The sequence below is a fragment of the Providencia sp. AGC89 genome (genome assembly GCF_053543535.1).
Genome location: NZ_JBIXLP010000061.1, coordinates 37,586 through 60,017 on the forward strand (window position 1 = coordinate 37,586; position 22,432 = coordinate 60,017).

Below are 22,432 nucleotides of genomic sequence, written 5' to 3' on the forward strand. Positions count from 1 at the left end.
TTTAGGTGACAATTAACGAACGATTTCTAGTTGGCCATCAGAATAACCTGTCGCACGCCATTCAGGTACATACATTGATTCAACCTGTGGCACAGGGATGCTATACACACCCGGTGTCACTGCGCGCGCTAAATACACCAATGTTGTCGGCCGATATTTCTGAACTTCAACGGCAGCAACAAAGCGATCATCACGGTATTCCATATGGCGGATTTGTGATTGTTGCATATCATCAATTAATTCTTGAAGATTTGGTGCTGATTCACTTAAGTTAGCGCTGCTGTTTGCTAAGTTTTGGTTTTCCAATTCTAAGCCTGCTGGCAGTAAGTCAACCACCAACGCATCAGGCACACTTTGTGACGCTTGAACTTCAAGTTTAACCACCACCATTTCACCACTTCTGAGTCTATCTAATGAAATACGGTTACCTTTCATGTCGTAGTAACTGCGAGAGATACCTAACACATTTGAGCTTGGTTTTGGTGACTGCTGCGGATAACCCACTACATTTAAACGCGTATATAGGGTGTTAGTGCCACTATTTTCAATGCTATAACCAGTCTGTAGCTGATCTTTGCTCAAGAACTCACTTACGGGTTTATCTGAAACCATTGGTGGTTCCTGACCATTGACCGTCGCTTTCCACGGAGATTCGCTTTCATTTAAGTAGAAACGCCCTGCTAAATACAATGCATTGCTTTCTTGAGTTGAGAAGTAACGCTGAGATATCAGATTATTAGATAAAACCTGCAATTTTTGATCACGTGATTTTGGCATTAAATTATATTCATTTAATAACGCAACAATCATCGCATCATCGCGGATCACCGAACCATAATCACCAACATAACTATAACGGCTACGCTGTTTTTTCAACCCATCAATAACAGCGCTTTCGCCTCGTGCTTTATCGCCCATTAGATTCAAAGCAACACCAAGCTGAACTAACGGTAAACCACTTGCAGCATGGCTACTTTGGTTATAAAGCTGACGTAATGCGCCTAAAGGTGCTTTTTGTTGCGATGCCAACACTAAACCTGCGTAGGCCTGGGTCGCAAAACGAGCTCCCGCTTGATTCTCTGTATATGGGTAATTGATTTGATTACCATCTTGCAAATAACTTAACAAACGCGTATTAGCATTACTTAATGCTTCTTGAGGTACGGTAAACCCGCGCTGATTGGCTTTATTTAAGAAATCTGCAGCATAGGCCGTCAACCAATACTCTTCACGCCCATTTCTATCCCACAGTGAGAAACCGCCGTCATTACGTTGCATACTCAATAAGTGTGGAATACCAATTTCAATCGCTTTATGGCGGTCGGCATCGGTTTGTGTTTTGATCCCTAACTTATTCAATTCAGCTTGAGTTGAGAACAACGATGGATATAACCCACTAATCGTTTGTTCTAAACAGCCGTATGGATAAGCAAATAATTCCCTGATATAGCGGGAAATATCTAATGGAGGACGGCTGGTTAATAAGACTTGCCCTTCAATCGTATCCGGCTGTAGGCCTGCGATTTGGTTAGTCGGTAACGACCATACATTCCCCGGTTCAATCGATGTCGCGAAGGAAATAGTTTCAGCTGGCTGTGCTGGACGTACCCCCACTTTCCAACTATTGCTATATTCTTTATTGGCTTCACCATCAATCGTCATGCCATTGATGGTCATAGAAACCTCACCCTCACCAAAACCATAGTCAGCTTTTACTGGTAACGTTAGTGTTGTACGTTTCCCTTTAGGAAGTTGCAATTCACGGCTACTAGCACCATCAAGTTTCACCATTCCTGATGCCTTGAAATTGACCGTCACGTTTTGCGTGTTGTCAGTCATATTCGTCAAATCAAGGGCAAAGTAAGACTTATCGCCTCCGGCCATAAAGCGTGGCATCGACATCTGTGTCACTAAAGGCGCTGCAACCGTGACTTTACTATCTGCGTGCCCGAAATCCTTTTCATTCCACGCTTGCGCCATCACACGTAATTCACCGTTAAAATCAGGGATAGCCAAACTCACTTCCCCTTCTCCGTTTTTATCTAGGGTCACAGGTGTTGCTTGCTCAGCAATGATTTGTACTTCGGTTAGAGGCTTCATCCCACCGCGCTCTATCGCAGCGTCTTCGCTATCCCCACCAAAACGTAGGTTGGCAATTTTACCTTGCCCTTCAATCAAGTGGCCATAAACATCGTATTGGTCCACGCTATAACGTTTACGACCAAAAAAAGCATCGTATGGGTCTGGCGTTTTAAAATCAGTGATATTTAATACACCCGTATCAACCGCAGATAGCAACACATTCACTTTTTCAGGTAATGGCTTGCCGTCTTGTGCTGTCGCTTTGATTTTTACCGTTAAATCTTGATTTGGGCGCATTTTATTTGGTGCACTTAGTGCCAATGCAATCTTACGGTTTTCATCTGCAATAGGGAGATGAAGCACGCCTACCGCACGTTTCACGGTTGCTTCTTTAGAATCATCCCCAGGGCGCACGACAACCGCGGAGACATATAAATCATGGCGAGCCCACTCTTTATTGACTGGAATTTCAATATCTAAACCTTTTTCAGGCACGTCAATTTCTTGCCACCATAATGGGCCGTTGCTCGACTCCAACAATACATAGCCTTTCCCGGCTTTTGGTGATTCGATGCGCACTTTCGCCTTTTCACCCGGTAAATAAGCTGGTTTATTCAGACTTAGCTTCACTTGGTCAGGTCGAACGGAACCACTGCCGCCAGTGTTATCTTGCCATGAGTAACCGGCCCAAAACTGAAGGCTAGTGACCAATTTATTTTCTGGGTTAACGACCTCTAAACGGAAAGCACCCCAATCCACTGGAAATGATACTTTTGCAGTACCATCTTTAGCTATCGTGATGTTTTCATTCGCCATCACTAAATCTTTTTGATCATAATTTGATGACCAGCCACCACTTTCAGACCAACTCCAATAATAATCACGGCGCTCATACACTAAACGAGCTGTTAAGTTTTCTGCAGCCAATTTATTACCCGCCGCATCTGCCATGACTAATTCGAATTCTGCTAATGAGTTTTCATCCACATTATGGCGTTTTACATAGCGGTCAGTGCGGTAATCGTAAATTTCTTTTTTAGCAAATAATGGGCGTATACCCACCAGCTTGTCTGCTGGCCAAATAGCCTGCTCAGCGCGGCGCGTTACTGGGCGGCCGCCCGCTTCTAATAAGCTGGCTTGTAAAACAGCTGAAATCGGTGAACGAATTGAACTCCAATTACTGTTTGGAATTGAGATGACCGTTTCCCCATTGCTATCGAGTGTCAGGTCAAACTCATCCAGTTTACGCGGTAAACCTTCCTCATTGACGGCACCAAATTCAAAACCGGGGAGTTTAGCTACAGCTTCGCGATCCGCTTTTAATACAATTTGCCCTTGCAGTTGGTTATCTGCCGCTGGCGCACCGTATAAATAACGCCCTTGAATATCAAAATCTACTGACTGATCCGTTAAACGAGGAACATCACTACCTTCGATTTCTAATGCCATCCGTTCAGGCATAAAATCTTCAACATTGAATTTATAATAGCGTTGCGGTGAACCATCTCCTAAATCAAAGCGTAATGACCAACCACCTGTTTCTGCATTTTTAGGGATTTCAAATTGGTACTGATATAAGCCATTTTGCTTTTCATCCGGTTGCCAAACAAAGCTTCTTACAACTTGCCCATCCGTTTTTAATACGTCCACCTTGACGGGTTGGCTTTTAACGGGATTACCATCCCCATCACGTAATAACCCATTGACTAATAATAGTTCGCCTGGGCGGTATAAATCACGAGGCCCAAAGGTGAAAAATTGCTTTGCGTAGCCCTCTGGCCCTGAAATGTCGAATTCCGATAAATCAAGCGCAGGTTGTGTTAAATCAATCATACTGGTTTGCCCATCATGGGTTGCCAGTAATAATTTCCCACCCGCCAATTTGTCTAATTGCGCATGACCATCTCCATCCGTTGTCCCTTTTGTGACTAACTGGCCTTTGTCATCCAAAATACGTAACTCTACGCCTTTAATTGCAGAGCCTTTCGCTAATGATTGAGTGAAGATATCAACACGGTCTTGGTAGCTGTGTAATGACACTCCAATATCACTTAATGTGAATACCGTAGCTGGGAATTGGTAACTGTAGCTCCCCGCTTTTTGCATGATGGCTAAATAAACGCCATCTTGCTGTAGTTCTTTGATGTCTTTTAACGGCAATAAAATCGTTTGTCGTGTATTTTTATCCGGGTTTAAATCAAACCGACCGGTGTAAGCCAGTTCAACTTTGTCAAGAAACTCTTCTGAATACCAATATTCATAATTACTGCGGTATTGCCACTTCGCCAAAAATTGCGGTAGTTGTTTTTCGTCTACACGGAAAAAATTCACATCAACTTTATCAACATTCAATGCAATAACTGGCAAGCCTTGAGCAACCTTACTTGGCAATAAAGAACCTTTGCTCGCAAAGCCAACGGTTGGAATGATCTGGGCAGTTGTCAGCTTTTTATTAAAACTCTCAGAGAGTGTGCGTTCGTTAACCGCTTTAATACCTGGGTTAATCGATAAATTTAATTCTTTTGAAGGTGGAAGATGGCGAAAACGTAATTCCATCTGGTTATCAGATAGTTCCCAAGCACCATCCAGCTTACCTGTTTTCACATCAATTAAGTTTAAATACTGACCAAAGTCTTGGTCTGCTTGTAATGGTACTGAAAAAGTCACCACCATGGCGCTAGCACCATCAAGCTGTAATTCAGATGCATCCAATACTGTTAAGTCTTTCCCTGCGTATTTTTTTACCATTTCTTCAGTAGAAAGCTTTGGTGCTGACTTTTTTTGTTCTGCAACAGGTGCTGTTTTGGTTTGGTTTTCTGGTGCCGTAGATGACACATTTTGCTCATTTTTAGTGGTGTCTTCTGTATTATCGCACCCCACTAACGCCATGACTGATGCTAATGCTATTGCAAGATAACGTTTTTTCGTTTTTAGACCCGCCAATGAAGCCCAACCTGATTGTTGTTTCATTACCGCCCGCCCTTTAATAAGTTAATTTTTTCTGTTTTTTTATGGTTTTAACAGGAAGTTAAAACCCACTAGATACTAGGAAATGACTAAATTTATGTATTAGTGATGTTTTCCAATAATTATTTCTTTCATCAATATAATTTAACAGAGTGTTATAAAAACACCTATCAGACAAAACGGAAAAAACCATTAGGAAAAAATACCGTAAGAATGTGGAATGTTTATCAATAGAAAGCAGAAAAAAGTTTATTCAAGACTATTTTTTATTTATGAGTGAGAAAAAACTACTTTCCCACTCAGATATTATTTATCAGGTATTTTTGACAGGGATAGTATCTCGTAGAAAACTGCCTAAACGGCGTTGATAAAATGGCTGGACATGCTGCGTAATAAAATGACTAACCCCTTTTTCATGTTCATTAACGATACAAAAATCAATCGATTCGTTATCTGCTAAGAAATCACACGCTAATGTCCCAGCATCATGAATAATTGCATCAATATTTTCAGCACCCGCGGTAAATTCCAATGCAACCAACAAAATTGGGTTTTCTTCGCTAGCTTCATCCTCAACTGCCGATACTATAAACCCACGTCTTACGACTTTGTGTTGTTTAAAAAACTCAGATAGTGCATCGACAATTGCCTGTGGCTGTTCTTCTAAAGCACTTAGCTTAAGTGATGAGCCTTTTGGTACGGTTAACTCAGTATATTGGATCTCAGTTTCTTGGATAGAACTGTTATTATTCGATTGCTGCGACATTGCCATCCCCTGCTATTAAAAATAATTGCTGATTATACTCGCACTTTCATTGAGGTAAAAATCGCTTAGGTAAAAAATAGGCACGAAAAGTATTCTTCTCGTGCCCATTGTCAACCCGTGGGGGTTATTTTGATTTACTGATTAACAAGTTTGCCAGTGTTCTCACACCAATACCTGTTGCGCCTTCTGCCCATAAACTAACAGGAGACTTACGGTAAGTTGCCGAGCAATCAATATGTACCCAGTTTTGGCGATAGTTTTCAACAAAATGGGATAAAAATGCCGCTGCTGTACTTGCCCCAGCAGTATGAGATGGCGCAGCAATATTGTTGAGATCAGCAAAACCTGACGGTAGCTGCTGACGATGAAATTCAGCTAATGGTAAACGCCAAAATAATTCAAATTCCTCATTTGAAGCACTCATTAAATCAGCGACTAACTTGTCATCGAAACTTAAAACTGAATGGTAATCCCCACCTACTGCCATTTTTGCTGCACCAGTTAAGGTTGCTGCATCAATAATCAGTGTCGGGTTTTCTTTGCTCGCATCAATTAAGCCATCAGCTAACACTAAACGCCCTTCAGCATCTGTATTCATGATTTCTACGGATTTGCCATTACGGTAACGGATAATATCGCCTAACTTAAATGCGTTGCCACTCACCATGTTATCTGCAATACACAGGAACATTTTCACACGTTTTTGCAAACCGCGTGAAATCGCTAGAGCCAATGAACCTGCTAAAGTGGCAGCCCCGCCCATGTCCGCTTTCATTGAGTTCATCGAAGCAGATGGCTTGATACTATAGCCCCCCGAATCGAAGGTAATACCCTTACCAACTAGAGCTGCAAAAACTGGCGCGTTAGGGTTTGCACCTGGGTTGTAATCTAAAGCTAAGAATACTGGTGGGCGACTTGAGCCACGGCCAACAGTATGAATACCCGTATAACCTTGAGCTAATAAGTCATCACCTTTGATAATGCGATAGCTAATATCTTGAGCGCCCACGGTGCAAAGTAGGTCAATAGCGCGTTTTGCTAATTGCTCTGGCCCTAATTCTTCAGCCGGAGCATTAATGACGTCACGTACCCAATCAACAGTACGAATACGATTTTCTAATTCTTTACGGTCTTCTTCTGGTAACACAGGCCATTCAATAGTTCTAGCCCCTTTCGGTGCACGAAAACCTTGCCAAAATGCCCAACTTTTTTCTAAGTCCCAGCCCTCACCGGTTAAGGCAACATTGCGAATACCTTGCCCATCTAATTTACGGCCAGCACTTTGCACAGCACATAATTTCCCAGCGTGTTTCAGGTGGATTGTCATGCCGTTATCGCTAGAGCTTAACAATGCGCCTTCACCCCAACATGGTGCTGCTGGCTCACAAGAAATCATTACTGGCATAATTTGTTTTGTCATCGTTTTTCTCACTTTGTCTATTTTTGCGGACAGCAAAAGCCCAATAGATTGCCCGCACTTGCTGTTACCTTAACTGATAAATAATACTAGGGATATCATTATAGTGCTGATGCAAAATAAAAAAACCGAGCACTATTCTTAATAGCCACTCGGTTTTTAGATGAAAAAACCACTTATTCGAATTCATCCAGCCAAACTAACAAGATCGCTTCTAAAATTTTCTCATTCGATTTTTGCGGGCCATCATCAAACTCTTCTAAGTCGCAAATCCACTGGTGCATATCCGTAAAGCGCACGGTTTTCGGATCAACGTCAGGAAATGCATCATATAATGCTTCACCGATTTCACGGCTATTTGACCATTTTAAGCTCATACTCCCTCACTAATTTGATTATCAAGCTTTCATCTACACTTCAATGTGCAAAATAATTCGCTCGCTCTGCTACCTGTGATTGAAAGCATCAATACCGCGACAGCATGAAATATTAACAAATAGTCCAATGCTCTAAATAGTTCGCGTTGTCGCTAGGCGGCAATTGAAAGTATCTCGGGGAGCATACACAAGTATGTGACCCGAATACTTGAAAAAAGCCAATACCGTGACAGTGCGAAATATAACAAATAGTTCAATGCTCTAAATATTTCGCGTTGTCGCTAGGCGGCAATTGAAAGTATCTCGAGGAGCATACACAAGTATGTGACCCGAATACTTGAAAGAAGCCAATACCGTGACAGCGCGAAATATAACAAATAGTTCAATGCTCTAAATAGTTCGCGTTGTCGCTAGGCGGCAATTGAAAGTATCTCGGGGAGCATACACAAGTATGTGACCCGAATACTTGAAAGAAGCCAACACCGCGACAGCGCGAAATATGACGAGCATTAGTGTTCACGGGCGTGGTTGATCGTATATTTTGGGATCTCGACCACTAAATCTTCATCAGTCACCAGCGCCTGACAACTCAGTCGGCTCTCAGGTTCTAAGCCCCATGCTTTATCTAGCATATCGTCTTCTAACTCACTGCTTTCTTCCAATGAATCAAAACCTTCACGAACAATGCAATGGCAAGTCGTACAAGCACAGGATTTCTCACAGGCATGTTCGAGTTCGATACCACTGCGTAATGCAACATTTAAAATAGACTCGCCTTCTTGTGCTTCAACAACCGCACCGTCTGGGCATAAATCACTATGAGGTAAAAAAACTATTTTAGGCATAATTATATCTCATCCACAGAATGGCCTGACAGCGCTTGGCGTATAGAGCTATCCATACGACGCGCAGCAAAATCCTGCGATTGCTTATCCAGTTGTTTAATGGCATTTTCAATTACGGCCGGGTCAGTCCCCTCGACCGCTTTAATTAACTCATTGACTGCATTATCAATTTCCGACTCTTCTGTTGGCGTCAGTAAATTGGCATCTTGCGCTAATGCACTCGTTAAACTTTCAAGCACTCTTGCCGCTTCAACTTTTTGCTCCGCTAAGCGGCGCGCATTAAGATCATCTTGCGCGTTTGACATTGAATCTTTAATCATGCTTGAAATTTCATTATCCGTTAACCCATAAGATGGCTTAACTTGAATAGAAGCTTCTACACCCGTGGATTTTTCCATCGCACTGACACTTAATAACCCATCCGCGTCAACTTGGAAAGTTACCCGAATATGTGCGCCCCCCGCAGCCATTGCCGGGATATCACGCAAGGTAAAACGCGCTAATGAACGGCAATCGGCAACCATTTCACGCTCACCTTGTACTACGTGCACGCTCATTGCCGTTTGGCCATCTTTAAATGTAGTAAATTCTTGGGCACGAGCGACTGGGATAGTGGTATTGCGCGGAATCACTTTCTCTACAAGCCCCCCCATGGTTTCTAAACCAAGGGACAGGGGAATAACATCTAGCAATAACATATCACTGTCAGGCTTATTCCCAACTAGAATATCGGCTTGGATAGCCGCGCCAATGGCCACAACCTTGTCAGGGTCGATTGAGGTCAGTGGTTCTTTTCCAAAAAAATCACCCACTTTCTGGCGAACTAATGGCACACGCGTTGAGCCCCCGACCATCACCACATTCAACACTTCTTCTGCCTCAACTCCCGCATCTTTCAATGCTCGACGGCAGGCTAACAATGTCCGTTTAACATGATTTTCAATCAATGCATTAAATTGCTCACGGTGAATTTCACCATGCCAATTAGCGACATCAATGGTCGCAGTATTTGCATCACTCAACGCAATTTTTGTTTTGGTCGCAATATTCAATAATTGACGATTTAAATGATGATCACCTTGCAGTGAAACGCCAGCTTGATTGGCAATCCACTCGGCAAGAAGTTGGTCAAAATCATCACCGCCGAGCGCTGTATCACCGCCAGTCGCTAATACTTCAAACACACCACGACTTAAGCGCAAGATAGACACATCAAATGTACCACCGCCGAGGTCATAAACCGCTATTACCCCTTCTTGCCCAGAGTCTAACCCATAAGCAATCGCCGCAGCCGTCGGCTCATTGAGTAAACGTAGCACATGTAAACCAGCAAAACGTGCGGCATCTTTGGTACCTTGACGCTGTGCATCATCGAAATAGGCAGGAACGGTGATCACGACGCCATCCATTTCACCACCGAGAGTTTCTTGTGCGCGTTTAGCGAGTGTTTTTAAAATATCAGCAGAAACTTGGATTGGGTCAACTTGGCCCGCAGCAGTTTGAATAAATGGTAAACCATTTTCACTGGCACTCAATTGATAAGGTAAATCAGGATAGCGTTTTTGAATATCTGCTAATGACCGCCCCATCATACGTTTTACTGAAATAACCGTATTCACCGGGTCCTGCTCAGCTAGTTGTTTAGCTTCCCAACCAACTTGTTTGCTATTTGCTTGATAATTCACAATAGAAGGCAATAAAAAACGCCCTTGGTTGTCAGGTAATGCGGCGGCTTCACCACTTCGTACCGTTGCAATTAAAGAGTGAGTGGTTCCTAGGTCAATCCCCGCTGCTAATTTACGTTGGTGTGGAGCAGCAGTCATTCCCGGTTCACTGATTTGTAATAAAGCCATAGTCGTTTTCTCTTAAAATTCGCCTAGTAACCGTTCTTCGAGTTGCTCAGCCTGTTGCTGTAGCTTATCGAGAAAACGCAATTTACGTACGGTATCAGCGGCTTTTTCCCACTGCATGGCATCCAGTTCGGTTACCATCAACACACTTCTTGTTTGTTGCATTTGCTTGACGTTTTTCATAAACGTGCTCAGTAGTTCAAGTGCATCAGCATTATTTTCGATATTGTCTAATTCTTCACGTAATTCAAGCTGCTCCATCAAAAATGCAGTGTCATGCATGGTATGTTGTTCATTATTAATATCGAAACCATGCAATGAAAGCATATATTCCGCGCGCTTAAGCGGGTGACGAAGGGCTTGATAAGCCGCATTAATCGTTGCAGCCTTTTGAAGTGCTTGCATCTTTTCCTGTTCGGAACAAGTTGCAAAACGGTCAGGATGGTATTGACGCTGTAAATCTTGAAAGCGCTGCGTTAGCTGTTCGCTATCAATAGCGTAAACGGGAGTTAACCCGAAAAGAGTAAAATAATCCATAAGTGCTCAGTTTCTCGAACCGGTAACCAATGCCGCCAGTATTAGCAACATCGGTCGAAAATCATGCTTATATGAAGGAATTATACGTGAAAACTTTCACCGCATCCGCATTCACTGTTGACGTTAGGGTTATTAAATTTAAACCCTTCGTTTAAGCCTTCTTTTACAAAATCCAGCTCGGTACCATCAAGATAAACAATGCTTTTACCATCGACGATAACTTTAACACCTTTGTCTTCAAAAACCGTGTCTTCTTCATTGATTATATCAGCAAACTCAAGGACATAAGCCATTCCTGAACAACCAGAAGTTCTTACACCTAAACGCAAGCCTTCACCTTTCCCTCGGTTTTGTAGGAAAGATTGAATTCGCTGCGCCGCACTTTCTGTAAGAGAAATAGACATTGCAAACCTCACTTTAGAAACAAATAAGGCAGATGCTACCGATTAGTCGCATCCGCCTTCAAATTATTTTATATCCGTCATCATTGAGCTGATGAGTGTTAACTTCCCTCAGCGATATTCACCCCAAATGATTACGGATAATCTGTCAGATATAGGACGATAACTTTTGTTATTTATTAATATTGGTTGCCCTATACACTAACATTTATACCTATTTGCTTTGGCGTTTGCTTTTGTAATCAGCAATAGCAGCTTTAATGGCATCTTCAGCTAGAATTGAGCAGTGAATTTTCACTGGCGGTAATTCTAACTCTTCTGCGATTGCTGTATTTTTGATTGACTCAGCTTCATCCAAGCTTTTGCCTTTCATCCACTCTGTAACCAATGAACTTGAAGCAATAGCTGAACCGCAACCATACGTTTTAAAGCGTGCATCTTCAATAATGCCGTCATCATTTACTTTAATCTGTAATTTCATGACATCACCACAGGCAGGTGCACCTACCATACCACTGCCTACGCTTGGGTCGCTGTTGTCAAACGAACCAACGTTGCGTGGATTTTCATAATGATCGATAACTTTTTCACTGTAAGCCATTTTTTATACTCCTGAAACCGTCTGATTAATGGTGAGACCATTCGATGCTGTTAAGATCTACGCCGTCTTTAAACATTTCCCATAAAGGAGACAGCTCGCGTAAGTGGCCAATTGCGCCATGAATCATTTTGATTGCATAGTCAATTTCTTCTTCTGTCGTGAAACGACCTAAAGAGAAACGGATTGAGCTGTGTGCTAGCTCATCATTCATCCCTAAAGCACGTAGTACATAAGAAGGTTCTAGGCTTGCAGATGTACATGCAGAACCTGAAGAAACAGCCAAATCTTTCAAGGACATCATCAGTGATTCACCTTCAACATAGTTGAAGCTGACGTTCAGAATGTGCGGCGCACCGTGTTCTAAATCACCGTTGAGGTAAACTTCTTCGATATCTTTAATGCCATTCCATAAACGTAAGCGTAACCCGCGTAAACGCTCGGACTCAGATGCCATCTCTTCTTTTGCAATACGATACGCTTCGCCCATACCGACAATTTGGTGAACCGCTAATGTACCAGAACGCATACCACGCTCATGACCGCCACCGTGTTGTTGTGCCTCAAGACGCACACGCGGTTTACGACGAACGTATAGTGCACCGATGCCCATTGGGCCATACAGTTTGTGAGCAGAGAATGACATTAAATCGACTTTTAATGCGTTCAAGTCGATAGGTAATTTACCTACACTTTGAGTCGCATCAACGTGGAAGATAATCCCTTTGCTACGGCATAATTCACCGATTGCTTCGATATCCTGAATAACACCAATTTCATTATTAACATGCATAATTGAAATTAAAATTGTGTCTTCACGGATAGCATCTTTGAGATCTTGCATGGCAATTAAACCGTTGCTTTGTGGTGACAAATAAGTCACTTCAAAACCTTCGCGTTCTAATTGACGGCAAGTGTCTAAAACGGCTTTGTGTTCCGTTTTACACGTAATAATGTGATTACCTTTCTTTTTATAGAAATTGGCAGCGCCTTTAATCGCTAAGTTATCAGACTCTGTTGCACCTGATGTAAAGACGATTTCACGTGGGTCAGCACCCACTAATTCAGCTATTTGGTTACGAGCAATATCAACCGCTTCCTCGGCTTGCCAGCCAAAACGGTGAGAACGGGATGCTGGATTACCGAAGTTCCCATCCATTGTTAAACATTGCATCATTTTTTCAGCAACACGTGGATCGACGGGTGTTGTTGCTGAATAGTCAAGATAAATTGGTAATTTCATTGCTCACATACTCCAAAGGTCAATATAGCTTGCCTTTAATTTTTAAAGGTACAAATAGCGGGTGCTAGCTCTTCGTCTAAAACCTCACCAAAATGTACCGACTGCAATTTTTAATATATTTTTTAAGCACGTACATTGATAATAGATTCAGGTGTTATTCCATTTGGCATGGTTTTACGCTGTTCATTATCTTGTCTATCAGCAACAACCATGACTTCTTGGTTTTTAACCAATTCGTCAAGACTAATGCTGCTAAGGAAACTTGTGATTCTATCGCTTAAGTCACGCCACAATGCGTGGGTTAAGCAGCGGTCACCATTTTGGCAACCTTCTTTATTACCTTGACAACGAGTCGCGTCAACAGATTCATCAACCGCAGCAATGACTTCAGCAACAAAAATTTGGTCTGCGTCTCTGCCAAGCAAATAACCACCACCCGGACCGCGGACGCTGGAAACTAGCTCGTTTTTGCGTAAACGAGAGAAAAGTTGCTCAAGATAAGAGAGGGAAATTCCCTGACGTTCAGAGATATCAGCTAAAGGTACTGGACCTGACTGAGAATGTAACGCGACATCTAACATCGCTGTTACCGCGTAACGCCCTTTGGAAGTGAGTCTCATAACATATTACTCCGTGGTAAATTATAGCAAGATTGTGACATTCCTGACTAATTTAGTCAACTATTTACCTGACTATTTTACTCAAGTATTATTCACCTACTTTTACCACGAGTTTAGCCTCACTTTTTCGCCCATTTTTCCATCGACGTTAGGATACCCCTTAAGATATGTAACTCTTGAGTTTCAATGTGCGCACGGGTGAACAAGCGACGTAATTTATTCATAATTAAGCCTGGATGTGCCTTACGAATAAAACCTGACTCATGTAGAACACTCTCAAGATGGACATAAAAACGCTCAACATCTTCTGATGGCGGGTATTCTACCTCATCATCCGGCGATATTACCGCATTTTTTTCATCCATAGCCAGATAAGCCATACGAATTTCATAACTCACCAACTGAACAGCCATCGCTAAATTTAATGACCCATATTCAGGATTGGTGGGAATATATAAGTGATATTGGCATTTTTGTAACTCTTCGTTAGTCAAGCCAACACGTTCACGACCAAAAACAATCGCCACTGGCGACTCTTTTGATTGGTTTACTGATTTTACACCACACTCACGAGGCTCAACCATGGGCCACGACAATGTACGAGAGCGAGCACTAGTACCAATGACTAATTTACACCCTTCTAAGGCTTCATCGAGCGTTTTGACGATCGTGGCATTACCGATAACATCACTTGCCCCTGCGGAAAGTGCGATTGAGTGTGAATCAGGCTCAACAAGAGGATTAACAAGATAAAGATTTGAAAGCCCCATGGTTTTCATTGCACGGGCAGTCGAGCCCATATTACCAGTGTGTGAGGTCTCAACAAGAACAATACGGATATTATCTAACATGGTTTATACGTTTAATGAAAAAATTATCGGCACAGTTTAACACAAAATTGCTTATTGTGACGAACATCTATATAATTCGGCTCTCTTGTTTTTCGTTCTTTAACATTCCAGTGGAAAAAGCCCATGCATCCGATGCTTAACATCGCCATACGTGCCGCACGTAAGGCCGGTAATCACATAGCTAAAAACTATGAAATGCCTAGTAATATCAAAGTGACTCAAAAAGGCGCTAACGATTTTGTCACTAACGTTGATCAAGAATCTGAGCAGTTGATTATTGAAATCATCCGTAAGTCATATCCTGATCATACTATTATCACTGAAGAAAGCGGTGAGTTATTAGGTAAAGATAACGATATTCAATGGGTAATCGATCCACTGGATGGCACGACTAACTTCACAAAACGCCTTCCCCATTTTTCTGTTTCTATCGCTGTGCGCGTTAAAGGCCGTACTGAGGTTGCCGTTGTTTATGACCCAATGCGTAATGAACTGTTCAGCGCAGTTCGTGGTCAAGGCGCGCAACTTAATGGTTACCGCATTCGTATCGATGAAAAACGTGGCCTTGACGGAGCTATTGTCGCAACTGGCTTCCCTTTCAAACAAAAGCAACATGCTCCTGCCTATATGAAAATTATGACGGCTATGTTTGATAAATGTGCTGATTTTCGCCGCACAGGCTCCGCAGCGTTAGATTTATGCTATGTCGCATCAGGCCGTGTTGATGCATTCTTCGAAATTGGTTTAAAACCTTGGGATTTCTTAGGTGGCAAGCTGATCATGCGTGAAGCAGGCGGTATTGTGACTGATTTTGTCGGTGGCCATAACTATTTAGCTTCAGGTAACTTGGTTGCTGGTAGCCCACGAGTGGTTAAAGATATATTATCCGTTATGAAAGACGAATTATCAGAAGCCCTTAAACGCTAATTACCCCCCGTTCGAAAAAAGCCCACAACAAGTTACAGTTCAAGCTGTCTTAAGTGGGCATTTTTTTGCATGTAATTTAACGAATGTGACTTAAAATAAAATAACCCCTTTAATTAACTCACGATTATTAATAACATCTTTCTCATAGCGCTCACCAATGGTATTAAAATCAAATTGATGAGTTAACATCATCTCACTTGTTAGCTTACCTTCCGACATCAACTTCGCTACTTTATTGAAATCTTCAAGCGTTGCATTACGGCTTCCCATCATTGTGGTTTCTTTCTTATGAAAATCGGGATCTGAAAAAGATAAATTGCCTTTAAACAAGCCAACAAATACCACTATCCCACCGTGGCGAATTAAATTAACGGCGCTATTCATCGCATGCGGGTTCCCCGTCGCATCAATGACTTTTTCCGCTAACTGCCCTTGGAAATTTTCTTCAATGACAGATAAATACATTTCATCCGCTGGGTCACAGGTTGTGACTCCCAGCACCTTTTCTACGTGCTGGCGCCTTGCTGCACTGGTATCTGCAACTAACACGTTAGCACCATCTGCTTTAGCAATAGCAGCAACACCTAAACCAATTGGCCCTGCGCCCACGACCAAAACCGTATCTTGAGATTTCACTTGCGCACGCCTTACCGCGTGAGCACTAATAGAAAATGGCTCAATTAACGCCCCATCAATATCACTAACAGTATCGGCGATTGCCAATACATTATTCTCTGGGACATTTAAATACTCACAAAACCCCCCATCTTCATGTACACCTATAACTGAGATTTTTTCGCAGCAATTCGTTTTACCACTTTTACAAGCTCCACATTCGTAGCAAGCAACATAAGGCATTACCGCAACACGTTGCCCTACTTTCCACTGAGTTACATCAGAAGCGACTTCACAAATGGTCCCCGAAATCTCATGCCCTAATACGCGAGGATATTGGAAAAAAGGTTGATTTCCTCCCCATGCATGAATATCTGTGCCACAAATTCCAATAGCATGGATTTTAATTTTTACCTGACCGGCTTTGACCACTGGCTCTTCAACTTGCTGATAGACTAGCTTTTTAGGTTCCTGACAAATCAATTGCTTCATATCATCCTCCATCAATTTATCTGTCTTTTTTAATTTAAAAAACATAATCTAGATATTAAACAAGCAGGTTTTGTGATTAAATGTTTTAAAATCGGTTTTAAATCGGTTTTTTAAGAATAAAAATCAATTAGAGGGACCTCAAAATGGTGAGAAGTAAAAATTTGCGCTACGCTTCTATTAATGAATTTTTAGATGCTATTCATAAAAATTTGTTAACTTCGCCTTTTCCTTCTCAATCTTCCTTAGCGGAAATGTTTAATATCAGTCGTACAACTGTCAGGCACACGATTGAATATTTACTAGAGAAAAAAATTGTTGAAAAACAAGGTAATGAATATCACGTTATTCGATACCCAAACAAAACTGATTTCTTCCCAGTTGAATCAAGCCTGCCAGATCAGCAAATTGTGTTATTCGAAAAAGCGTTTTACCAAATGATTAAACGCAAAGAACTGATGCCTGGGGATACTTTTACAGAGTTACAACTCGCCAAGAAAAGCCATGTTAACTCCAGTGTGGTTAGGGAATTTTTGGTTGAATTTTCTCGATATGGGTTAATTAAAAATACCCATAGAGGCAACTGGCACATGATGAAATTTTCTCGCGAATATGCAGAGAAACTCTTTGAATTTAGGGAGTTGCTTGAAACAAATGCACTTACGCATTTTTTAAATTTACCCGCGGATGACCACCGTTGGATTTTAGCCAAAGAATTATTACTTAAACATAGGGCATTGCGCGAAACAGTCACGATTAATTATCGTGATTTTTCCCAGTTAGACTATGAATTACATAGCCTTATTTTATCGGGAGCCAACAATCCCTTTTTTAACCAATCACTTGAAATTATTACTGTTATATTCCACTTCCAATACCAGTGGGATGAGTCAGACTTAAAAGAAAGAAACGTCCTTGCTATCGAAGAACACATGACTATTTTAAGTGCTTTAATTAGCCGTAATGATATTGTCGCGATGAATGAACTTCGTCACCATTTAGATACTGCTAAACGGACTATGATCAATTCGATACAACAGACATATGAATAACCCTATTCAATCCAAGCGCTTGATTAAAAACTAATTGAGCGCCCTATGACTTACTATTATTATTCCCTCCTCCACGTTTAACCTGAATTTTTCACTAAAAAAACAATAGAATCATAAAAAACCAATCATCCTCACTTACCCAAAAAAATAATATATTTCTTAATTATCATATAATTATATAAAAAATAATAATAATCACCATTTTAACAAAGATAAAAACCATGTTTTTAATTGATAAAAAACACATTAAAAACACCAAAAAGCCATTGACCCCACAAAATTGATGCAATTAATAGTCCGTAAAAAAAAATACTTCTAGTCTGAACCCACACCAGATGAATAATACACATAATAACTCGAGGAATAGTCATGGATAATTACCTGAATCGGCAATCAATGGCTAATAAGCAGTACCCAGAAAAAATTCTTCAGTTTGGGGAAGGTAACTTTTTACGGGCATTTATTGACTGGATGGTTGATCAACTGAATGAAAAAACAGACTTTAATAGCGGCATAACAATTGTCAGGCCGATTGATTCAACACACCCGTCAATCAATGAGCAAGATGGTTTATATACCGCCATCACCAGGGGAATCAACGAACAACAACAAAGTGTTTCAAATGTCAGGATCATCAATTCCGTTAATCGCGAAATTCTTATTTATTCTGAATATGATAAATTTTTAAGTTGTGCGGAAAACCCAGACTTACAGTGGGTTTTTTCCAATACGACCGAAGCGGGTATTGTTTATAAACAAGATGTTTGCTTGGACGATAGGCCTGCAAGTAGTTTTCCTGCAAAATTGACTCAATTTCTTTTCCACCGTTATCAGCATTTCAATGGTGATAAAAGCAAAGGATTGATAATCATCCCTTGTGAATTAATCGATTATAATGGTGAAAAATTAAAAGAATTTATCAATAAACACGCAGAGGACTGGAATCTACCTAATGATTTCATCATGTGGCTGAATAACCACAATACCTTTTGCTCTACGTTAGTTGATAGAATAGTGACAGGTTATCCTAAAAATGAAATCGGTAAATTAGAAAAAGAGTTAGGTTATAAAGATAAGTTTTTAGTTACCGCTGAATATTTTTATCTATTTGTTATTCAAGGACCAAAAGAATTAGAGAAAAAACTGAAATTAAATGAATTGCCATTAAACATAAAGATTGTCGATGACATTAAACCTTACAAAGAGCGTAAAGTCGCTATCTTGAATGGCGCACATACCTCAATGGTACCTGTCGCTTATTTAGCAGGAATTAAAACTGTACGTGAGGCCACATCTAACCCCATTTTATTATCCTTCACTAAGGATTTAATCGGTAACGAAGTGATCCCTGTGTTATCTCAAGACCCTACGGAGTTAAATGCTTTCGCATCCGCAGTTATCGACCGTTTTAACAACCCATTTATAGAGCATGAATTACTCTCTATCGCTCTTAATTCATTAACCAAGTTTAAAACTCGGCTATTACCTCAATTAATCTCTTATTCTAACCAATACAATCAAATCCCTTATTGCATTGCATTTTCACTCGCGGCATTGATTGTTTTTTATCGCGGGCAGTTTAATCAATTATCAATACCATTGAATGATGATGATTATTTGCTCAAACGTTTTAAAGAATGGGATAGCCTCTATGATTCGGATACAAGGCAGTTAACCCAAAATGTCTTAGCAATGTCTGATTTATGGGGCTTAAATCTCAATGAAATTCCACAATTACAGGAAGATGTTTGCCAAAAAATAAATGCTATTCTGCATAATGGCACTGAATCCACTTTACGTGAAAGATATAAAAAAACTATTTAAAACAATAAATCCCCCTACAGGAGATACTTTTATGAAACTGAGCACATTGAACGGGAAGAAAATTCTTAGCTTAACACTCAGCACTATGATTTTAATGGGCAGTATGGCTGGTTCAGCTTTTGCTGATGCTAAATATAAATTAAAAGTTGCCTACGAAAATAATCCAGGCGAACCTTTTGACTTAGCAATCCATGAATGGGCAAAAAAATTCAATGAAAAAACAAATGGTGAAGGTGAATTAATCCCTTACCCAAGTTCACAATTAGGTTCTAAGAAAGATGTCATAGAACAAATGAAATTAGGTAGCCCATTAATTACTCTCGCTGATGGCGCTTTCTTCTCTGACTATGTCCCTGACTACGGCATTATGTTTGGTCCTTATTTAGGCCTTTCCTATCAGGATATTTTTAAATTAAATGCTTCACCTTGGTATGGCAATTTAGAACAGCAGTTGGATAAAAAAGGCCTGCATGTTGTATCTAAAGATTGGTTATATGGGTCACGTCATATTCTCGCGAATAAAATGATAAAAACGCCGGATGACTTAAAAGGTTTAAAAATCCGTGTACCAAATAATAAGATCCAAATTAAAGGCTTAGAAGCGATGGGAGCAACTCCAACACCATTACCTTTAGCTGAAGTTTATACCGCACTTAACCTTAAAATTATTGACGGTGCAGAAAACCCAATTCCTGTTTTATATGGCCAAAAACACCATGAAGCAGCGAAATTTCTTATCCTAACGGGCCATGTAGAAAACGTCACTAACTTAGTCATGGGAAGCAAAACCTACAGTAAATTACCTGAAAATATTCAACAAGCTTTGGTTGAATCAGGAAATGAAGCAGGCCAATATTTAACTGAATTAGTTCTAAAAGAAGAAAAAGAAATTATTGAAAAAATGAAGAATGAAGGGGTTACCGTCGTTGAAGTTGACCGTGAGCTTTTCAAAGAAAAATCTAAGCCATTCTATAATGAATTCCCAGAGTGGTCTGCAAATTTATACCAGCAAACACAAGATATTATTAATAATTAACCATCATGATTGGCGGTATATTCCGCCAGTCTTTTCACAATAATAAGGTTAGCTATTATTCTTGCAAGGATCTTCTATGTTTAAATTTCTGGGGAAATTAAGTGATATTGTATCATCACTCGCCGTCGCAGCGATTGTGATGATCACTATTCTTGCTGTGTTCATGCGTTGGCTTCTTAATGACCCTTTAATGTGGAGTGAAGAAGTTTTAATTATTTGCTACATCTGGCTTGTCATGATCGGTGCCGCTTCGGCCGCAGGTAAAAGAATGCATGTCAGTATTGATGCCATCACCTCTTTATTTCCTGAAAAAATACAGTTAGTTATCGCAGTATTCACCCATATTATGGCTATCATTGCTTTATCAATTTTCGGTTACCTTGGATACGAACTGTCTATTATTGCAGAAGATAAGATAACCCCAATTATTGGTGTTTCTTATTATTACATCGACCTCTCTGTTCCTATTGGTGCATCCATCATGGTGTTATTTTCAATTCAACATTTGTTGGAAGATATGAGCAAATTAATTAAAGGGGATAAACCATGTCAGTAGTTATCGCCTGTATTGTATTAATTTTCTGTTTTTTAATTAACGTCCCTATATTCTTAAGTGTATTAATCGCTTTACTCACTTATTTCTTTTCTGTTGGTGATATTTCTCCATTAATCGCCGTACAGAGAATTATTGGTGCAGGGGAAAACGTAACCTTACTAGCTATTCCTTTTTTTATTTTATTAGGAAATTTATTAAATTACACTGGAATAACCAGTCGAATGCTAAAATTCACTGGCACTTTATCCGGCCACTACCCTGGAGGTCTTGCTCAATCAAACGTATTGTTAAGCACCATGATGGGTGGGCTATCAGCATCTAACCTTGCAGACTGTGCAATGCTGTCTAAAATGCTAGTGCCTGAAATGACGAAATTAGGCTATGGAAGGAGTTTTTCTGCTGCTGTGACAGCCGCTGGTTCACTCATAACCCCAATTATTCCCCCTGGGATAGCCCTTATTATTTATGGGTTTGTTGCTGACGTTTCCATTGGCAAAATGTTTATGGCTGCAATTATTCCTGGCCTTATGTGCTGCCTTGCCTTAATGGTTACTATTTATTTGATTGCCAAGAGACGTGGCTATAAACCAGCAAGAGAAAAAGGACCGACTTGGTCAGAGGTATACCAAACCGGTAAAGGCGCAATGTCAGCTTTCTTGTTGGTTCTTGTGATCATTGGTGGAATTAGGTTTGGTATTTTTACCCCAACAGAAGCTGGTGCAATTGCTGTACTTTATGTCATCGTTATTGGTACCTTCTTTTATCGCGAAATGAAGTTAAAAGATATCGCCGCTTCGTTTCTCGAAACAGCTCGTTCAACCGCGAGTATTATGCTAATCATCATGACATGTTCCGCATTAGCATGGGTATTGACGAATGAGCAAGTGGCACAAGATGTCGCGCGAATGATGACCAATTTTTCTGACAATCCTTATGTATTTTTAATGATAGTCAATGCGGTTCTGTTAATTCTAGGCATGTTCATTGAAGGTAATGCCGCGATTATTGTGCTCGTTCCTCTATTAATGCCAACGGTGAAATTACTCGGTATCGACCCAATCCACTTTGGTATTGTGATGATATTGAATTTGGCTATTGGTTGTTTAACGCCACCAATGGGAACAGTGATGTTTGTCGCGACGTCTATCACAGGTGTGCGTATTGCTGACTTTATTCGTGAAGTATTACCGTTATTCTTCGCATTAATTGTTGTTTTATTACTAGTGACATTTATGCCTGTATTTACAACATTCTTACCAAGCTTATAAAAATAATACTAACTTTAGATGGCAAGTAGCTCAGAAAGCTACTTGCCCATTTTAACTAAGTGTTTTTATTTAAATTAATATAAATGAAATGCAGCAAGAATACGCATATTC

Annotated in this window: 19 protein-coding genes; 6 read left to right on the plus strand and 13 right to left on the minus strand. The window is 40.6% G+C overall.

What is annotated here, in order from left to right:
• Positions 1–12: 12 nt before the first annotated feature.
• The 12 genes from ACIPUA_RS10985 to trmJ form a co-directional block, all read right to left on the minus strand.
• Positions 13–5,052, minus strand: a complete 5,040-nt coding sequence (locus ACIPUA_RS10985; RefSeq protein ID WP_048607844.1) for an alpha-2-macroglobulin family protein — start codon at positions 5,050–5,052, stop codon at positions 13–15.
• Between the two features lie 310 nt (positions 5,053–5,362).
• Positions 5,363–5,815: an enhanced serine sensitivity protein SseB C-terminal domain-containing protein gene (locus tag ACIPUA_RS10990; RefSeq protein ID WP_042844633.1), complete on the minus strand. Its 453-nt coding sequence runs from the start codon at positions 5,813–5,815 to the stop codon at positions 5,363–5,365.
• 124 nt (positions 5,816–5,939) lie between these two features.
• The gene (gene pepB, locus ACIPUA_RS10995) at positions 5,940–7,235 is read right to left on the minus strand and encodes an aminopeptidase PepB (protein ID WP_042844635.1); all 1,296 of its coding nucleotides are present in this window, start codon (positions 7,233–7,235) and stop codon (positions 5,940–5,942) included.
• A 173-nt stretch (positions 7,236–7,408) separates the two neighbouring features.
• A complete protein-coding gene (gene iscX / locus ACIPUA_RS11000; RefSeq protein WP_449059664.1) occupies positions 7,409–7,609 on the minus strand; it encodes a Fe-S cluster assembly protein IscX in 201 nt (66 codons plus the stop codon).
• A 509-nt stretch (positions 7,610–8,118) separates the two neighbouring features.
• Positions 8,119–8,454, minus strand: a complete 336-nt coding sequence (gene fdx, locus ACIPUA_RS11005) for an ISC system 2Fe-2S type ferredoxin (protein ID WP_042844637.1) — start codon at positions 8,452–8,454, stop codon at positions 8,119–8,121.
• Positions 8,455–8,456: 2 nt separating this feature from the next.
• Positions 8,457–10,307, minus strand: coding sequence for a Fe-S protein assembly chaperone HscA (gene hscA, locus ACIPUA_RS11010; protein ID WP_449059665.1), 1,851 nt, complete (start codon positions 10,305–10,307; stop codon positions 8,457–8,459).
• Positions 10,308–10,319: 12 nt separating this feature from the next.
• Positions 10,320–10,841, minus strand: a complete 522-nt coding sequence (hscB, locus tag ACIPUA_RS11015) for a co-chaperone HscB (protein WP_042844640.1) — start codon at positions 10,839–10,841, stop codon at positions 10,320–10,322.
• 80 nt (positions 10,842–10,921) lie between these two features.
• Positions 10,922–11,245, minus strand: coding sequence for an iron-sulfur cluster assembly protein IscA (gene iscA / locus ACIPUA_RS11020; protein ID WP_004264913.1), 324 nt, complete (start codon positions 11,243–11,245; stop codon positions 10,922–10,924).
• Positions 11,246–11,456: 211 nt separating this feature from the next.
• Positions 11,457–11,843 (minus strand): Fe-S cluster assembly scaffold IscU, encoded by a 387-nt coding sequence (gene iscU / locus ACIPUA_RS11025; RefSeq protein WP_004264914.1) that lies wholly within the window; start codon positions 11,841–11,843, stop codon positions 11,457–11,459.
• Between the two features lie 25 nt (positions 11,844–11,868).
• Positions 11,869–13,083, minus strand: coding sequence for an IscS subfamily cysteine desulfurase (locus ACIPUA_RS11030; RefSeq protein WP_042844645.1), 1,215 nt, complete (start codon positions 13,081–13,083; stop codon positions 11,869–11,871).
• 122 nt (positions 13,084–13,205) lie between these two features.
• Positions 13,206–13,703 (minus strand): Fe-S cluster assembly transcriptional regulator IscR, encoded by a 498-nt coding sequence (gene iscR / locus ACIPUA_RS11035; RefSeq protein ID WP_004264917.1) that lies wholly within the window; start codon positions 13,701–13,703, stop codon positions 13,206–13,208.
• A 119-nt stretch (positions 13,704–13,822) separates the two neighbouring features.
• On the minus strand, positions 13,823–14,554 hold the full coding sequence (gene trmJ / locus ACIPUA_RS11040) for a tRNA (cytosine(32)/uridine(32)-2'-O)-methyltransferase TrmJ (RefSeq protein WP_042844647.1): 732 nt from the start codon (positions 14,552–14,554) through the stop codon (positions 13,823–13,825).
• Between the two features lie 123 nt (positions 14,555–14,677).
• Between trmJ and suhB the strand changes: the two genes are divergently transcribed.
• On the plus strand, positions 14,678–15,481 hold the full coding sequence (suhB, locus tag ACIPUA_RS11045) for an inositol-1-monophosphatase (RefSeq protein WP_042844648.1): 804 nt from the start codon (positions 14,678–14,680) through the stop codon (positions 15,479–15,481).
• Positions 15,482–15,571: 90 nt separating this feature from the next.
• On the opposite strand, the gene ACIPUA_RS11050 is transcribed toward suhB, so the two are convergent.
• Entirely contained in the window at positions 15,572–16,588 is a 1,017-nt protein-coding gene (locus ACIPUA_RS11050; RefSeq protein ID WP_048607851.1) for a zinc-binding alcohol dehydrogenase family protein, read from the minus strand.
• Between the two features lie 143 nt (positions 16,589–16,731).
• Here ACIPUA_RS11050 and ACIPUA_RS11055 point away from each other — a divergent pair, with 143 nt between their 5' ends.
• The 5 genes from ACIPUA_RS11055 to ACIPUA_RS11075 all read left to right on the plus strand — a co-directional run bounded on the left by ACIPUA_RS11055 (position 16,732) and on the right by ACIPUA_RS11075 (position 22,321).
• Positions 16,732–17,637: a GntR family transcriptional regulator gene (locus ACIPUA_RS11055; RefSeq protein ID WP_042844651.1), complete on the plus strand. Its 906-nt coding sequence runs from the start codon at positions 16,732–16,734 to the stop codon at positions 17,635–17,637.
• A gap of 369 nt (positions 17,638–18,006) precedes the next feature.
• The gene (locus tag ACIPUA_RS11060) at positions 18,007–19,461 is read left to right on the plus strand and encodes a tagaturonate reductase (RefSeq protein WP_048607853.1); all 1,455 of its coding nucleotides are present in this window, start codon (positions 18,007–18,009) and stop codon (positions 19,459–19,461) included.
• A 31-nt stretch (positions 19,462–19,492) separates the two neighbouring features.
• Positions 19,493–20,497, plus strand: a complete 1,005-nt coding sequence (locus ACIPUA_RS11065) for a C4-dicarboxylate TRAP transporter substrate-binding protein (protein WP_071548209.1) — start codon at positions 19,493–19,495, stop codon at positions 20,495–20,497.
• 76 nt (positions 20,498–20,573) lie between these two features.
• Positions 20,574–21,053 (plus strand): TRAP transporter small permease, encoded by a 480-nt coding sequence (locus ACIPUA_RS11070; protein ID WP_048607855.1) that lies wholly within the window; start codon positions 20,574–20,576, stop codon positions 21,051–21,053.
• A complete protein-coding gene (locus ACIPUA_RS11075) occupies positions 21,044–22,321 on the plus strand; it encodes a TRAP transporter large permease (protein ID WP_042844653.1) in 1,278 nt (425 codons plus the stop codon). The genes ACIPUA_RS11070 and ACIPUA_RS11075 overlap by 10 nt, the downstream gene beginning before the upstream one ends.
• The last annotated feature ends 111 nt before the right edge of the window (positions 22,322–22,432 follow it).

Bases quoted from the DNA above. Each gene is read 5' to 3' on its own strand.
- ACIPUA_RS11075 (WP_042844653.1), top strand. From the start codon at position 21,044: ATGTCAGTAGTTATCGCCTGTATTGTATTAATTTTCTGTTTTTTAATT.
- pepB (WP_042844635.1), bottom strand. From the start codon at position 7,235: ATGACAAAACAAATTATGCCAGTAATGATTTCTTGTGAGCCAGCAGCA.
- hscA (WP_449059665.1), bottom strand. From the start codon at position 10,307: ATGGCTTTATTACAAATCAGTGAACCGGGAATGACTGCTGCTCCACAC.
- fdx (WP_042844637.1), bottom strand. From the start codon at position 8,454: ATGCCTAAAATAGTTTTTTTACCTCATAGTGATTTATGCCCAGACGGT.
- ACIPUA_RS11060 (WP_048607853.1), top strand. From the start codon at position 18,007: ATGGATAATTACCTGAATCGGCAATCAATGGCTAATAAGCAGTACCCA.
- ACIPUA_RS10990 (WP_042844633.1), bottom strand. From the start codon at position 5,815: ATGTCGCAGCAATCGAATAATAACAGTTCTATCCAAGAAACTGAGATC.
- ACIPUA_RS11050 (WP_048607851.1), bottom strand. From the start codon at position 16,588: ATGAAGCAATTGATTTGTCAGGAACCTAAAAAGCTAGTCTATCAGCAA.
- ACIPUA_RS11030 (WP_042844645.1), bottom strand. From the start codon at position 13,083: ATGAAATTACCAATTTATCTTGACTATTCAGCAACAACACCCGTCGAT.
- suhB (WP_042844648.1), top strand. From the start codon at position 14,678: ATGCATCCGATGCTTAACATCGCCATACGTGCCGCACGTAAGGCCGGT.
- ACIPUA_RS11055 (WP_042844651.1), top strand. From the start codon at position 16,732: ATGGTGAGAAGTAAAAATTTGCGCTACGCTTCTATTAATGAATTTTTA.
- ACIPUA_RS11070 (WP_048607855.1), top strand. From the start codon at position 20,574: ATGTTTAAATTTCTGGGGAAATTAAGTGATATTGTATCATCACTCGCC.
- iscA (WP_004264913.1), bottom strand. From the start codon at position 11,245: ATGTCTATTTCTCTTACAGAAAGTGCGGCGCAGCGAATTCAATCTTTC.
- iscX (WP_449059664.1), bottom strand. From the start codon at position 7,609: ATGAGCTTAAAATGGTCAAATAGCCGTGAAATCGGTGAAGCATTATAT.
- iscR (WP_004264917.1), bottom strand. From the start codon at position 13,703: ATGAGACTCACTTCCAAAGGGCGTTACGCGGTAACAGCGATGTTAGAT.
- ACIPUA_RS10985 (WP_048607844.1), bottom strand. From the start codon at position 5,052: ATGAAACAACAATCAGGTTGGGCTTCATTGGCGGGTCTAAAAACGAAA.
- ACIPUA_RS11065 (WP_071548209.1), top strand. From the start codon at position 19,493: ATGAAACTGAGCACATTGAACGGGAAGAAAATTCTTAGCTTAACACTC.
- hscB (WP_042844640.1), bottom strand. From the start codon at position 10,841: ATGGATTATTTTACTCTTTTCGGGTTAACTCCCGTTTACGCTATTGAT.
- trmJ (WP_042844647.1), bottom strand. From the start codon at position 14,554: ATGTTAGATAATATCCGTATTGTTCTTGTTGAGACCTCACACACTGGT.
- iscU (WP_004264914.1), bottom strand. From the start codon at position 11,843: ATGGCTTACAGTGAAAAAGTTATCGATCATTATGAAAATCCACGCAAC.